Source organism: Klebsiella sp. GW_Kp182, from assembly GCF_040062275.1.
Lineage (GTDB): Bacteria > Pseudomonadota > Gammaproteobacteria > Enterobacterales > Enterobacteriaceae > Klebsiella > Klebsiella michiganensis.
In genome coordinates, this window is the sequence record NZ_JBEAFQ010000006.1 from 119,129 (window position 1) to 133,251 (window position 14,123).

Genomic DNA, 14,123 nt, shown 5'->3' on the forward strand with positions numbered 1-14,123 from the left:
AGGAAGTTGCATCGCGCCATACCTCATAAGACTGGCCCAACGCGTATAAACGCAAAAAACGGGAAGTGCCATGCATCAGCACATGCTACTTATAATGTCCTTAAGGCTTCTATTATTGAGAGGTATCTATGAGTCAACTTTTTAGTCCGGTGCGAATCGGTAAGCTGGAACTTGAGAACCGTATTGTCATTGCGCCAATGTGCCAGTACTCCGCCGACAATGGCAAGGCGACGGCATGGCATCGTATCCATCTCGGACAACTGGCCTTTTCCGGCGCGGGCTTACTGATTATCGAAGCCAGCGCTGTAGAGCCCGCCGGACGCATTACCCCGGCTGATCTGGGCTTATGGAATGACGAAACGGAAGCCGCATTACGCACCGTGCTGAACGATATCCGCCAGTACGCTTCAATCCCCATCGGTATCCAGCTGGGCCATGCCGGACGAAAAGCCTCTTCAGCAGCCCCCTGGCTGGGGGGACACCAGCTGGCGCATGATTCTGGCGGATGGGACACGGTTGCGCCATCAGCGCTGGCCTATGGTGAAGGTGAACGACCTCCGGTTGAACTTACTCAGGACCACATGAAACGCATCAAGCAGTCATTCGTAGACAGCGCCAGACGCGCTGAGCGGATGGGTATTGAATTGATTGAACTGCATGCCGCGCATGGTTACCTGTTGCACCAGTTCCTTTCACCGCTCAGTAACCAGCGTACCGACGAATACGGCGGCTCGCTGGAGAACCGTTTGCGTTTTCCGCTAGAGATATTCCGGGCCATCCGTGAGGCCGTCAGTCAGGACATCGCGGTGGGCGTCCGACTTTCAGCAACAGACTGGGTGGATGGCGGCTGGGATAACGCACAATCGATTATCTTCAGCCAGCAGCTTGAGGCGCTTGGCTGCGACTATATTCATGTTTCCAGCGGCGGGCTGTCGCCTCATCAGGCGATTCAGGTGGGGCCCGGCTATCAGCTGCCGTTCGCGCGTGAAATCCGCGAGAAGGTGAATATCCCGGTGATCGGTGTGGGTCTGGTGACGGAAGCGCAGCAGGCGGAAGAGGCGCTACAAAATGGCGACGCCGACCTCATCGCCATTGCCCGCGCCGTGCTCTACAATCCGCACTGGCCATGGCATGCCGCGGCAGCGCTGGGCGCTCAGGTGAGCGTTCCGCCGCAGTATCTTCGCTCAGAGCCGCATGGTCTTAAGGGAACGCTGAAGTCCAACAGGTAATTAACCATAGAAAGTCGGCGGTGCTGATGCACTGTCGGCAAACGGCTATCATCAGGGCGCGACCTAAAGAGAACGGAATGCAGAACCGGGGAAGTGGAGAGACATAAGGATGGCGACCATTCCGTACTCGCGTACTCAGAAACGTCCTCTAATGAACGATCGCCATAGATTAAATTTTAACCGCGTTCTTATTGCTTAAGCATTTTATAGGCTAAAACACCTTTTTATACGGTTTCACCGAGACTTTCTGATAAACCCCTGCGGCGATATAGGGATCGTCATTAGCCCATGATTGCGCCGCTTCCAGCGATTCAAATTCCGCAATGACCGTTGAGCCGGTGAAGCCCGCCGCGCCGGGTTCATTACTGTCTACGGCAGGCATTGGGCCGGCGGTCAGTAAACGACCTTCATCATGTAATAATTGCAAACGCGCCAGATGGGCGGGACGTACCGATGTCCGTTTTTCCAGAGAGTCGGCGATATCTTCAGCGTAGATAACGTAAAGCACGGCATGGCTCCTTATCAATAAATTGGCGAATCACGTTAAGTGAAACCGTCGTTGACTGCAATGCAAAGATGATCACGATCCCCAGAATGCCACGTCCCGGGGGCTTTTTGTCAGAAAACAGGGCAAATTTTGATACAAGCCAACAACCCTAGTTGAATATGATTGCTATTTGCATTTAAAATCGGGGCATCATTTTTCAACAGAAACGACTATGAGCGCAATGACCATTGAATATAGGCTATTCGGGTTTTAGGTTATCTGGCGTTCATTTGACTTGCAAGCCTCCTTTAAGTCCCTTCTCATCTCACATTGCCAATTGATTGCCATGCTGGTTTTATGTACAGTGAATCGTGATAAAGCAAGTAGCATTCAGGAGATTACATATGTCCTCTTATGATTCGCGGGTTCAGTTGACGTCAAAAAGCAGCGTTATCTATAAGTTTCTGGTTCATGCGGATAGCCCGCAGGGGGCAAGAGTCAAAGTCCAAAATCATCTGAGAAAGCTGGGAGATTTTGATTTCAGTGAAATTTGCATTTCGTCTATGGAGGTGAGGGGGGATGTCTTGCTTCTAAACCCTGACGGTACAAAGTGCCTGATTATTTAAGGTACAAGCTATCATCGCAATCGCAATGTATGTTTTTTGAGCAAATGGACTATAGCGATGTGATGTCGCTGCTTATCACTACACCCTGCAATACCGTAACGCTTAACCAGTTCATAGCCGACCTTATCCAGCCTTTTCAGTAGCTGTTCAGGTAGCGATAAGACCAAATTAAAGGCTACGGGGGTAATCACCTCTTGCTTATCATTTTGTTTCAGTGGGTTGAATGCGTAAAGGTTCATTGTTCAGTCTCCACGTTTCGTAGCATTTCACCAATTGCCAGTATTAGACGCTGTTCTTCTGACTTAATCCCGCTACCGATTCGGCTTGCCAGCCTTTCCAGTTTCCCCAAATAAAAAGGGTGAAGGTTCAGAGCTATGTTTGCTCGTACTTGCTGACCATATTCATTGAAGAGTTGATTCATTTACAGCCCTCCATCGACTGAGCAACTTCAGCCGCTTCTGAGGCTGCCGCTATAGCTTTGTTTCGCTTTGTCTGTGCTTCGAGGATTCGTACAGTTGCATCACGCTGCAAGCGGGTGACCTTTGAAGAAGCCGCTTTCAGAATCCCGTCACAGAACGCTTTATGCTGGTTACTCATAGCGCTGGTGGCCTTAACGTAATCAGCGGGATTGATACCTATAGCTTCACAGAAAGGCTGTACGGCGTCGATGGCAGTCACTGTATGGCGTTGCATTAACTGAGCCTGTAAAGTGGCAATCTGAGCCTTGTAAGCGGCCTCAGTGACTTTGTTAGTCATTACCCACCTCATCAGCGACAATCACAGATAGATACGATTCAAGCGGTTTAATTCCCGATAACGCTTCTTCAGCCTGTTTCACCAATACGTTGTGAGCATGGATGGCCTTATTTACCTTATTTGCTTTCTCAGTGATTCCTGCATCAACAAATTTCTCAGCGGCTTTCTTACATGCCTTTTCAATCTCAGCAAGCGGGTTATGTTTTGGTGACTGCTGTAAGGGTACAAACTTGATAAATCCAGCTCCCATTTCATACACAATATAACCCTCATTCATCATTTTCTGAATAATGGTCTGTACCATCGCCGGGTGTGTAACCTGTCGGATTCTGAATCCATAATCTTCGACTGGCTGAGACATTAGTTGCTTAGTCTTGATAGCAATAAGAGTATCTTTATTCAGGCTGTCTGCGTTGTAAATATCCTTTGCATCTTCGATATTTTCCAGTGCGGCTTTAATTTTGGGGATGAAATGTGATTCGATTTCAATTCGTTTCTGTGTAGGACTATTCATTATTAACGCTCTCGTGAAATTCAGATACAAAAATACACCACACAGGCCGTCTTTTACGTAACCCGTGTAGTGTCATCTGGAATGTGTAAGGGGGTTGGCTAACCTGTCCCCGAGGAAGGGATGCCACAGGAAAGCCATTAATTTGTTAGGAAATCAATCCAATATACAAATGTTAACATGTTGTTAAATTCTGTCAAGGGGTTTCAGTTTCTGACAGATAGCCTTAATGATTTCGTACCGTCTGGTTTTAGTCATCATACGAGGCGGGGTGTAATCAGAGGGAGGTGTAATTCCTGTTAATTCGGAAAGGCTCTTATATTGCATGTAGAACCGATGTGTCTTTTCAGCTACAACGATAAAGTATTTCTTTTTCATTCATATTAATAACCCTTAAACAGGAAAGGTCACCCCCCATAATAAAACCTGAGAAAGTGACCTTCCAGCTATTCTCATCTATCTAAGACCCTGTTGACCGATTTTGATAAATGAGTATTGCTGTATTATTATCATACGGAACTGTGTTTTTGTCCAGTGGTATTTTGTTATTACAGAAATTGATGAATGGTTATTATTGGCGGGATGGCGTGATGGCGGAAATGCATATTTAGCACTTTTTGTTAAGAAAAATTGATGAAAATATGATATAAATAGAGTTATCTGTTAAGTTAACTGATTGAGTCTTTTTGTTTCACTTCAATAAACATGGCTAACGCAAAAAGCCATGAAAATTTGATTGATTCACTTACAAAGAATATCAATAACACTTAACAGAAAGTTAAATTCCCGAATCACCAATCAAGGAAATTATCCTTTCAACTTTCGCATGGCTTCGCGTTGTCATGCTTCTTGCTTTCGCCTTGTAATCTATTCAGATAGCCTATCAGAATCCCTCAGCGAGTGCTAAACCAGCTCAGATTGCAATTGCATCAAGCCATCATCTTTGATAGAATAATCAGTCTATTAGGAGATGAATGTGAAACATCGGAAACGATGTGGTAATTCTGCTGTAACGGCTCATTTAGTTGAGTTTGTAACAGATTCCAGTAAGCCCACCCGATTAGCAAATCATCAAATAACAGACCGATGAACGGTGAAGGATTCACACCCCAAATGTGACCAACCTACAGCTATCACTTATTATCGGTTCCAATCGCTGCCTACACCCTGAAACAGCAGCACATAACGCTTACACAGCAAGGGTTTTTCTTTCACTGGTGATTTCTGCTAGTGGAGTTGATTAACTTTTGAACATGGACAAACAGTGTTATGAGCGTTCTACCTTTCGATTTACCTGATAAGGCTATTCAGCCAACTAATCAATTCATCTTTCTGACTGGTACAGAAGACTTCACCACCCGTAAAACTGCTGCTGCAAAGATTGCCAGAGCACGCGGTCAGCGTTTCTTTGTTCACATGTGCAAGAGACATGGTGCCAGTGAACATTATTCAAGTTGCATGGCTTGTGTTGAATGCCAGAAACAATGGTACAGGGATAACGGTAAGCATAAGCCGGATCCAGACATCAAACCTTTTAGCTCTGCCTATACAATTGCAGCGGTATTTTTCAAAGGTATTAGGCTGTGAGTAGATGATACATCCCTCCCTGTGAAAACAAAGAGGGAGGGCAAGATTACTTAATCACAACTTTAACTTCTTTTTCCTGCCAGCTTGATTTGTTAAATGACTGACCGTAAATGAGTTTTAGTGTGCTTTCCCCTTTCTTTTCACCAATGAAGTGAAGCACTTCTTCACCACCGCACCCTACGGCACCTTTCGGACAGTCTTTTGACTGCTCATATCCTCCAGAAACGAAAATCAATCCGTCAGGAAGGTCTTTAATCATCCAGCCGTAACCCGTAGTCGGATTGGACTCAAGGGATAGTTTGACATCTTTACCGACTTCACCTGTTACAGTAGTGGTTTCATTTGCAGCATTGGCTGTTATAGCAGCAGACATCATAACTCCGAAAACAACAGCTTTAACTTTGTTCATGTTACTCTTCCTTTTCACATATAAATCGACCAAAAAACCAGTGATACAACAATATCTGTTTTGCCATCTGCATGAATGAATCATGGCAGACTATGAATCCATCTCGAATGGCATTAATCTTATTTTTCCCAAAATTGGGTAAGGTCGTTTGATAGTCCAATATTCATACACTATGGAACATATCTATGAGGGTCTGGAAGATTTGATGAGCAGATGAATACCTGCTTAGAAGGCGAACCTGAGAAAGTAGCGGTTAACAAGCAATTCCTCAACATATCTCTAATGAAATCAATCAGAAAGCCCCACGCAAGCAGGGCGTGAGTCTTCACCAGTTAAATTAAGCTAATTCTTTGAGGCTCTTACTGACCTTTGCCACAGTTGCCCGCGAACAAGCCACTGTTTCCATTACGTCACTGTAGGACATACCAGCCTGTAACAGCTTGGCTATTCTCTCATTGCGCTGTGTGTCCTCTGGACGGCCTTTGTACTTACCGTCTGATTTAGCCTTTACAATACCCTGAGCCTGTCTTCTCTTACGGTCTGTGTAATCCTTTCTGGCAATAGCGGCGAGCATGTCCAGCATCATCCCGTTCAACGCCTCAAGCATCCTGCTGGTGAACTCATCTCCTGACTGAATAAGCTGGTGGCTTGTTGGCAGGTCTAAGGCAACCACTCTAACGCCTTTCTCATTAATAAGTGACCGTAACTTATTCCAGTCCTCACCGCTTAAACGTGACAGGCGGTCTACCTGTTCCACAAGCATCACATCACCTTTCTGTGCAATGTCTAGTAGTCTGAACAGTTCAGGGCGTTGAAGAGATGCACCGGATTCATTTTCCGTGAAGTAGGTGGCTATGGTCATGCCGTTGGATTGAGCGAATTCATCAAGCTGCTGTTTAGCGCGTGAGGCGTCTTGCTCTTTCGTTGAAGCTCTGAGGTACGCATAAACACGTGAAGTCATGATGGTGAACCGTGGTAGTCTGTTTAAGATGGTTCAATTATACCAGTCTGTTTTGCATGGTTCAATAAATCATTTTTGGGGTGAGCTGGTTCAGTAAATCGGTGCCTCTTGAGGTATACCTAAAGTGAACCAGCATAAGGGGAGAAGTCAGGAGGGGGTTAGCAGGGAGGTGATGGTAACGAAGTTAGCCCCCCCTGTATGAATCGTTACTTTTGACTCAATCCCTTTCTTACACCGCAAATGAAATCACCAACTTCTGCACCAACGCTACGACCAGAGGAAACATAATCGACTTTAGTAATGAACTTACCATCTAAATCGAAATAGTTCAGTTTCCCATATCCATTATCACAGTCGCTGTTCTTTACTGAAACTTTGTAATATTCGACGGTTTTATGCTCAGTGTCTTCATATTGAACCAACAAAGAAGAAGAGCCATCAATGTTACGAAATGAATCCCCCTTTGCTGACATTCTAACATTCTGGCCTGTTGCCATAGGAAACCATTGTTGTGAATCAGCCGCAAATGCAGATTGCGACACCAGAACAAGTACTGACAAGCCCACCAATGAGATTTTCTTAACCATCAACATCATTCCACTTATAAGAATTTTCTTGATTTTAGCCATGCTTTCAGCAACGTTCAATGATGCATCATATGAGCTGCTATTTATCAGGGGTTAGATAGTCTGATTCCCTCTGTACCCCGTGGTGAAACAGTAAAACGCCCTCAACCGTTGGTATCACTGGGCTGATGGTGAAAATTCAGATGTCTTGATACACTGATAAACCCTGTTAATAAAGTGATTGCTTATGCATTTTTCGCAGTATTGTCAGGGTTTTGGTGTTTATTTATGCACATTTCAAAAATGAAAACGTAAAGCCGTCAGGTCATAGCGTAAAATCTCTTGCTAAGAACGTTTTGTAACCTGCTTACCAGACTTCCTGAACTCTTCATCAGATGTAATGACGCTGAACATGTCGATGTCTGTAGGTGACGGGGATGATACAACTTGCTTCATTAAATCCTGTGATAACACAGGAGATAAGTCTCTTGATTTTCCAATTACAGTACCGTTTCGAAGCGTGATTATTATCATTTCACGTTGCAGCTCGATGGATTGTACGAATTTTGACAGTATGAGTTGTGCTTCTACTCTTCCTGCTTTGGTCGTCAAGTCAATCTCCGACAGGTGATGCAACGGCTTATCACTCAATGTTTCACGCTGATTGAGTTCGTCTAATTCACTTTGCAAGTTACTGCGTTGAATGTTCAGTTCTTTGACCTGTTCTTTAAGCTCTGTAACATCATCCAGTTCGAGAAGCAGGGTGGTTGCCTTTTTTAACTTGCTGGTTACCAACGAAATTTGATACTCAATCTCAGCTTTTCGTTTGTCAGTGTTGTTACCATCATCCCTCTCAAGGAAGCCAACGATGTTATCAAGCATCCATTTATCAAAGGGTTTACGTTTAATGGTAGGAACATTGCAACGTCCATCAGGGACATTGTTACAACGGTAAACACCTTGATAGGTTGCCTTGACACCTGTGGGATGTACTGAGGCACCGCATTGACAGCGAATGATTCCCTTAAATAGGTTGATAGTAATTGGATTGTCACTGGCTGGCGCTCTGCCAACACGATTTTTTGACAGAATCTCCTGAGCCTTATTAAAGGTGGCAACATCAATCGCTGGTTCATAGTAGTTGGGGATAGCGGGGCGGTCATTACGCTTGGATGCTGCCAGTGTTCCAACGGTTGACTCAGAGCGTAAGATAGTACGGACAGAGTGAACACTAAAGCCATTCGCTTTTTCACGTCGAGAGAATGACTTAATGTTGTTTGCCTGAAGGTAACGAGCAATGTTGTGAAGAGATTCACCAGAAAGGAGCAAATCGAAAATTGTCACAACGGTTGATGAGTGCTCGTTAAGTTTACGAGTATCAGGGTCTATCCAGCCTGGGACATTTTTAGTCAGTTGCTGTTTGCCTTCTAATGCAAGCTGTGCTCTATGCTCCCATGCAGCACTTACCTTGATTGATTTCTCTTTTGATTGCTGATGTGCGATGTGTGCGGCTATCTTCAACTGAATAGATGTATCAAGGTCATCAATATTGGTGCTGGTGTAGATTTTGCCTGATTCGAGACAAATCACATCAACACCTTTACCCGTAATGAGGTCTACAAGGTTTTCGGTATTACGTGCTTTCTGTCGGTTAAGACGGGTTTCTGATTCGACAAGTAAGACAGTTTGCCCTGACAGGTACTTACCATCCTGTATGTTTTGAAGCATTCGTCCAAAATCGCCTTTCAGATGGTGACCGTGATATGCCGATGCACCTTCATCTGAGAATTCATCGACAACTTTTGCATCAGGGTTATCTTTCAGCCATCTCTCAAATAGACCTTTCTGGCGGCGTATTGAGTCACCACGTTCTTGTGGCTTACTGCTGAAACGAAGGTATGTAATTACTTGACGCATAGTGATAGACTCGACGTAAATGATTATCAATTAGCAAAGAACCTTGAAAAACTATGGCTTATGCTACCTCGCCGAATAGCTCAAATACAATGACCTTTGATTTACCTCGCCGCTTTCCGTGGCCTACGCTACTGTCTGTGGTTATCCACGGCAGTGTTATCGCGGGGTTGCTCTATACTTCGGTACATCAGGTTATTGAACGGCCGGCACCCTCACAGCCCATTGAAATCACTATGGTGGCCCCGGCAGATCTGGAACCGCCTCAGGCGGCTCAGCCGGTCGTTGAGCCCGTTGTGGAACCGGAGCCAGAACCGGAACCGGAAGTGATGCCTGAACCGCCAAAAGAGGCACCGGTTGTTATCCATAAACCAAAGCCAAAACCGAAGCCAAAGCCTAAACCGAAGCCGGAAAAAAAGGTCGAACAACCGAAGCGTGATGTAAAACCGGCGGAAACGCGCCCGGCCTCGCCGTTTGAAAATACAAATACGGCGCCGGCGCGCACCGCGCCGAGCACCTCAGCCGCGACCGCTAAACCCACCGTGACGGTGCCTTCCGGGCCGCGGGCGCTAAGCCGCGGAGAGCCGATCTATCCGAATCGTGCCCAGGCGCTGCGCATTGAAGGAAGCGTACGGGTTAAGTTTGACGTCACGCCGGACGGGCGCGTGGACAACGTGCAGATCCTCTCCGCCCAGCCTGCCAATATGTTTGAGCGTGAAGTGAAAAACGCTTTACGTAAATGGCGCTATGAACCGGGCAAACCGGGAACCGGCATTACCATGACCATTCAGTTCCGTCTGAAAGGCGTACAAATTAGCTAACCCTCAAAAACAAGGCCCCTTACGGGGCCTTATCCATGAACACCTCATCAAGCGCTTTCTGCGCCGTCACCAGATGCTGTCCGCCAAACAGAATCGCCCGATTCAGCAGCGTATAGAGCTGGTAGATGGGCTGCCGCTCGAGAAAGCCGGACGGCAGCGGCGATACGGACTGATAGCCGTCATAGATTTGCGGCGGCTGTTCCGGATGCAGCGGGAGCATCGCCAAATCGCATTCGCGATCGCCCCAGTAGCAGGCAGGGTCGAAAATATAGGGCCCGTTTGGCCCGAGCGCGCAGTTACCGGACCAGAAGTCACCGTGAAGCAGCGACGGCTGCGGCTGATGACTGCTCAGCCGTTGCTGAACAATATCAACAAGATGATCGATATCACCAAAATGCAGGCCTTTCTCGGCGGCGAGTTCCAGCTGCCAGCCGATGCGCTGTTCGGCAAAGAAAGTTGACCAGCGACGCTGCCAGGCGTTCGGCTGGGGGGTGGTGGAGAGGTCGTTGTCAAAATCCAGACCAAACTGAGGTTGGTCGCTCCACTGATGTAAATGGGCAATTTGCTGGCCTAACAGGAAAGCGTTGTGCGCATCCAGCGGGCGAGGAGGGAGGTATTCCATCACCAGAAAGCTGTAATCTCGATCGCTGCCGACGGCAAAAACCTGCGGTACGTTCACCGTTTTACTGCGCGACAGTAGTTCAAGCTGGTCTGCCTCGGCCGTGAAGATGGGTAAAAGCTCGCGTTCGTCGCATTTTACGAAGTAATCTCGCCCGCCATAGCGTAAATGCCAGGCAGCGTGTATCTCTCCACCGGGTAGTTCGTTTCGCAGTTCGATTTCAGCTGCTTCGGTATGCAAATCGCGTAACAAATTGCTGATAGCTTGCCACATGCCGTCTCTCCCCATGTTTTCCAACATTTCATAAGGTTAGCGCATAAACCCGGCGTAAAACTCGAACTGACGCACAACTGGACGTTTTCCGTTGCGTCAATCGCACTTATTGAGCTTTTAACCACTCGCTGAATGTGACCACGGTGACGTCGACGGGTCTTCCCAGCGCGGTTTCGGCTAAACCTGCGCTTAAGGCGTTGACTTCCTCGGCATTCTGCATAGAAAGCAGGCCGAAGGTGTTGGTGCCGAGCTCGTGGACGTTCCCTTCATCATCGTTTAAGACGAGGGTAAATCCGGCGCGGGTGAGGTGATTACTGAGTTCGTTAATTTCGGTTAACGTCTCTTCGTGAAAACGAACCGTGACGACCCAGGCAATAATTTCGCTACTCATTTTTCACCCCGTTGTTATCCATGGCATTTTTAGCATAGACCATCATGCTGATTTGGCGACTCCCTCTGTCTTCCCAGAGGGAGCGAAGGCGTTATCAACCGCGCAGATAGGTGTAGATTTTTTGCGTATTATCCAGCGAGCAAAGGCGGGTGCCCTGATTGATGGTTGCCGCACTACCCGCCGCAACGCCAAAGCGAACCATATCTTCAAGCGAGGCGTTTTCCGCCAGCCTTAAGGTCATTGCGCCGACCATACTGTCACCGGCGCCGACGGTGCTCTGGCTTTTCATCGGCGGCGGTACTACCTGAACGCTACCCTGGGCATCAACGCCGAGCGCACCCTGGGCGCCGAGGGAGACGACGACACGCTGGACTTTGCCCGACCGAATGAGCTCCTGCGCCGCAAGACGCACATCATCCGGCTGGCTCAGATCCCGCTGTACCAGAGCGCTAAGCTCTTTCTGGTTCGGCTTAACCAGCTCGATATTGCCGACATCAAGCGCTGCGGCGAGCGCGTCACCGGAACTATCAACAATACAGCGCAATCCATGCTGCTGAGCGTTTTTGACCAGCTGCGTCAGGCTATCGACGCTGATGCCGGGCGGGAGACTTCCGCTAATCACCAGCAGGGAACCCGGGGCGATGGCGAGGACTTTTTCCTCAAGGAGCTGGAGCTCCTCCTTAGTTAACGCTGCGCCCGGCATCACGAAACGATATTGCTCGCCGCTGGCGTTCACATGCACGTGAAGATTCTGCCGCGTCCAGTCATGGGTCTCTACCGTATCGACGGGAACATGTTCATCCGTCAGCAGCGCCGTCAGGTGTTCGCCTGTCGCCCCGCCGACGGGAAAGATGGCTGTGGCGCTGCCGCCAAGAAAAGTGATGGCTCGCGCAACGTTAATTCCGCCGCCGCCGGGTTCAAACACGGGAGCGCTACAGCGCAGTTTGCCTTCCGGGTAAATTTGCGGGGTCTGGGTTGCGCTATCGAGCGAGGGGGCTAACGTGAGCGTATAGATTTTGGTCATCCAGTTTCCTCCATAATACGAATTTAGCTGCTCTGGTTTTAAGCATGGCACTTAAAGGAGGGAAGGGGAAGCGACGCGCCACTTATACAACGCAACCTCTTTTTATCTTTATGAAATAAAAATTGTTTTGAGAAGCGTCTTATACAAAAAATGAAAGAGTAATTGATTGCTAAGTTAATCGTGCTTTTTTATAATTTACTCCCTTTCTTAGGACCGGCTATCCGCGATCCTCGCGAAAGCTCCCGGGACCCTCCAGGTCTCCTTATAGGTTGTACGGACTTAAAATTAAATGAAGCTTTTGAAGACAGTACCCGCAGCGGCGTTGCTCGCGGGAGGGCTTTTTGCGTCTGTGTGCGCAATGGCCGATGATTCCGTTTTTACTGTCATGGATGACCCATCTTCTGCTAAAAAACCTTTCGAAGGTACTGTTAACGCCGGTTATCTGGCGCAGTCCGGCAATACGAAAAGTTCCTCAATGACCGCCGACTCCACGTTGACCTGGTATGGCAATACCACCGCATGGTCGCTGTGGGGGAATGCCAGCAATACGTCGTCAAACGATCAGCGCTCTTCGGAAAGGTACGCGGTGGGGGGACGTAGTCGTTACAACCTGACTGACCAGAACTATATATTTGGCCAGGCCAGCTGGCTGACGGATCGTTACAATGGTTATCAGCAGCGGGATGTATTTACCGCAGGTTATGGTCGACAGATTATGAACGGACCGGTACACAGCCTGCGTTTTGAATTTGGTCCTGGCGTACGCTACGACGAGTATACCGACGGTGATACTGATACTCAGCCGTTAGGCTATGCTTCCGGCACTTACGCCTGGCAGATGACCGATAACGCCAAATTTACGCAAGGTGTTTCGGTATTCGGCGCTGAAGATACGACGCTGAACTCCGAAAGCGCGCTGAACGTTGCCATCAATGCTCACTTTGCCCTCAAGGTCGCCTATAACCTGACGTGGAACTCTGAGCCGCCGTCATCGGCGCCGGAACACACCGATCGCCGTACCACGCTATCGCTGGGTTATAAAATGTAATATTTCAGGCCAGATATTCTGGCCTGATTGTTTTAAATTTGGCAATAAGTGACATTATTATTTTTGGTCTCTCGTTTTGTTTTTTATAAAAAGAAATCGTCTTCATAATTTCCCCACAATTGCTATTTTGCTGACAAATATGCAGTTAATTTGACACGAAAAGATAAATATTGGGTCGGACAAAAATGTGATCTGGATCTATACTGTTGCACACAGGCGGCGATAACGACGCCGTTCTATTTATCTGAAACAAATAAGAGAATGACTATCATGAGAAATAGCAAAATCGCACTCGCGGCCGTGATGCTGTGCACGCTGTCTTTTGGCGCATTTGCCGCCGCTCCCGCACCGCAGCCGGGTAATAACGAGCATAACCAAGTTGGCATCGCCAAAGCTACCGATGTCGAAGCAGGCTCCAACATAGCGCCGGGCTCACAGTCTACCGGGCAGTCTATGAATGATGCTTTTGATGTTCATAAACTTGTCGCCGGCGAATGGTCCTGATATTTCATTGTTCTTGAACATCATCCTTTAATTATTTCGTGAAGCAGCAAACCGGGTAATGCCGTACCGGTTTTGCTTTCCGCACTTTGTGTTAAACATGCATAATTGATGTGAAAGCATAAATATTCTTTATGCGTCATATCGTCCTGCCGCGCTCTTTTGCCGCACGGTTCCGCAGCAATTACGCTGGGTTTGTTGCGCCGCGACCTTTTTTTTCCATCAGCAATAACCATTTAGTCTCATGTGACTTTTATCACGCACTAATGATGTGTAAACTAACCGTCGGTGTTATCAACAGGCGGCTGCAGGTGGGTACGCGTCGGTGAACGAGCGTGCACATATTTTCGCAGAGTGAAGCGGGAACTGGGCCTGAACGTGTTGATAATTATGATTATAT

18 protein-coding genes are annotated in these 14,123 nt (G+C 47.6%); 5 read left to right on the forward strand and 13 right to left on the reverse strand.

The genetic code is table 11. From position 1 onward, the window contains the following. Nucleotides 1-128 precede the first annotated feature (128 nt). Nucleotides 129-1,229: an NADH:flavin oxidoreductase/NADH oxidase gene (locus ABLU88_RS08115; RefSeq protein ID WP_025108230.1), complete on the forward strand. Its 1,101-nt coding sequence runs from the start codon at nucleotides 129-131 to the stop codon at nucleotides 1,227-1,229. 211 nt (nucleotides 1,230-1,440) lie between these two features. Here the strand turns inward: ABLU88_RS08115 and ABLU88_RS08120 are convergent, their stop codons facing one another. The 5 genes from ABLU88_RS08120 to ABLU88_RS08140 form a co-directional block, all read right to left on the reverse strand. Continuing rightward, nucleotides 1,441-1,737, reverse strand: coding sequence for a YciI family protein (locus ABLU88_RS08120; protein ID WP_004103089.1), 297 nt, complete (start codon nucleotides 1,735-1,737; stop codon nucleotides 1,441-1,443). Between the two features lie 616 nt (nucleotides 1,738-2,353). Then, nucleotides 2,354-2,581, reverse strand: a complete 228-nt coding sequence (locus ABLU88_RS08125; RefSeq protein WP_004898939.1) for a hypothetical protein — start codon at nucleotides 2,579-2,581, stop codon at nucleotides 2,354-2,356. Further along, complete coding sequence (locus ABLU88_RS08130) at nucleotides 2,578-2,763, reverse strand: hypothetical protein (RefSeq protein WP_004898938.1); 186 nt, start codon at nucleotides 2,761-2,763, stop codon at nucleotides 2,578-2,580. The genes ABLU88_RS08125 and ABLU88_RS08130 overlap by 4 nt, the downstream gene beginning before the upstream one ends. Next, nucleotides 2,760-3,098, reverse strand: coding sequence for a hypothetical protein (locus tag ABLU88_RS08135; RefSeq protein ID WP_004898935.1), 339 nt, complete (start codon nucleotides 3,096-3,098; stop codon nucleotides 2,760-2,762). The genes ABLU88_RS08130 and ABLU88_RS08135 overlap by 4 nt, the downstream gene beginning before the upstream one ends. Beyond that, the gene (locus ABLU88_RS08140; RefSeq protein ID WP_023325104.1) at nucleotides 3,091-3,612 is read right to left on the reverse strand and encodes a hypothetical protein; all 522 of its coding nucleotides are present in this window, start codon (nucleotides 3,610-3,612) and stop codon (nucleotides 3,091-3,093) included. Before ABLU88_RS08140 ends, ABLU88_RS08135 begins: the two co-directional genes overlap by 8 nt. A gap of 1,266 nt (nucleotides 3,613-4,878) precedes the next feature. Here ABLU88_RS08140 and ABLU88_RS08145 point away from each other — a divergent pair. Next, nucleotides 4,879-5,196, forward strand: a complete 318-nt coding sequence (locus ABLU88_RS08145; RefSeq protein WP_012542749.1) for a hypothetical protein — start codon at nucleotides 4,879-4,881, stop codon at nucleotides 5,194-5,196. 46 nt (nucleotides 5,197-5,242) lie between these two features. On the opposite strand, the gene ABLU88_RS08150 is transcribed toward ABLU88_RS08145, so the two are convergent. From ABLU88_RS08150 to ABLU88_RS08165, 4 genes are all read right to left on the reverse strand, one after another. After that, nucleotides 5,243-5,605 (reverse strand): protease inhibitor I42 family protein, encoded by a 363-nt coding sequence (locus ABLU88_RS08150; protein ID WP_012967828.1) that lies wholly within the window; start codon nucleotides 5,603-5,605, stop codon nucleotides 5,243-5,245. A 337-nt stretch (nucleotides 5,606-5,942) separates the two neighbouring features. After that, nucleotides 5,943-6,566 carry a recombinase family protein gene (locus tag ABLU88_RS08155; protein WP_064181857.1) on the reverse strand — a complete coding sequence of 208 codons (624 nt, stop codon included), beginning with the start codon at nucleotides 6,564-6,566 and terminating at the stop codon, nucleotides 5,943-5,945. Nucleotides 6,567-6,772: 206 nt separating this feature from the next. After that, entirely contained in the window at nucleotides 6,773-7,195 is a 423-nt protein-coding gene (locus ABLU88_RS08160; protein WP_223325918.1) for a hypothetical protein, read from the reverse strand. Between the two features lie 282 nt (nucleotides 7,196-7,477). After that, entirely contained in the window at nucleotides 7,478-9,049 is a 1,572-nt protein-coding gene (locus ABLU88_RS08165; RefSeq protein WP_033128584.1) for a recombinase family protein, read from the reverse strand. A gap of 89 nt (nucleotides 9,050-9,138) precedes the next feature. Between ABLU88_RS08165 and tonB the strand changes: the two genes are divergently transcribed. Next, entirely contained in the window at nucleotides 9,139-9,867 is a 729-nt protein-coding gene (gene tonB / locus ABLU88_RS08170) for a TonB system transport protein TonB (RefSeq protein ID WP_348836306.1), read from the forward strand. Nucleotides 9,868-9,886: 19 nt separating this feature from the next. Here the strand turns inward: tonB and ABLU88_RS08175 are convergent, their stop codons facing one another. The 3 genes from ABLU88_RS08175 to pfkB form a co-directional block, all read right to left on the reverse strand. Beyond that, nucleotides 9,887-10,759: a fructosamine kinase family protein gene (locus ABLU88_RS08175; RefSeq protein WP_348836289.1), complete on the reverse strand. Its 873-nt coding sequence runs from the start codon at nucleotides 10,757-10,759 to the stop codon at nucleotides 9,887-9,889. 106 nt (nucleotides 10,760-10,865) lie between these two features. After that, nucleotides 10,866-11,150: a type V toxin-antitoxin system endoribonuclease antitoxin GhoS gene (gene ghoS / locus ABLU88_RS08180; RefSeq protein WP_009653733.1), complete on the reverse strand. Its 285-nt coding sequence runs from the start codon at nucleotides 11,148-11,150 to the stop codon at nucleotides 10,866-10,868. Between the two features lie 94 nt (nucleotides 11,151-11,244). Continuing rightward, a complete protein-coding gene (gene pfkB, locus ABLU88_RS08185) occupies nucleotides 11,245-12,174 on the reverse strand; it encodes a 6-phosphofructokinase II (protein WP_109240588.1) in 930 nt (309 codons plus the stop codon). A 289-nt stretch (nucleotides 12,175-12,463) separates the two neighbouring features. Between pfkB and ABLU88_RS08190 the strand changes: the two genes are divergently transcribed. Together ABLU88_RS08190 and ABLU88_RS08195 are read left to right on the forward strand one after the other, a co-directional pair. Beyond that, nucleotides 12,464-13,222, forward strand: a complete 759-nt coding sequence (locus ABLU88_RS08190) for a YdiY family protein (RefSeq protein ID WP_064375362.1) — start codon at nucleotides 12,464-12,466, stop codon at nucleotides 13,220-13,222. A 270-nt stretch (nucleotides 13,223-13,492) separates the two neighbouring features. Next, complete coding sequence (locus ABLU88_RS08195; protein ID WP_049082818.1) at nucleotides 13,493-13,726, forward strand: hypothetical protein; 234 nt, start codon at nucleotides 13,493-13,495, stop codon at nucleotides 13,724-13,726. A gap of 20 nt (nucleotides 13,727-13,746) precedes the next feature. On the opposite strand, the gene ABLU88_RS08200 is transcribed toward ABLU88_RS08195, so the two are convergent. Next, nucleotides 13,747-13,959 (reverse strand): hypothetical protein, encoded by a 213-nt coding sequence (locus tag ABLU88_RS08200; RefSeq protein WP_071881738.1) that lies wholly within the window; start codon nucleotides 13,957-13,959, stop codon nucleotides 13,747-13,749. Nucleotides 13,960-14,123: the final 164 nt, after the last annotated feature.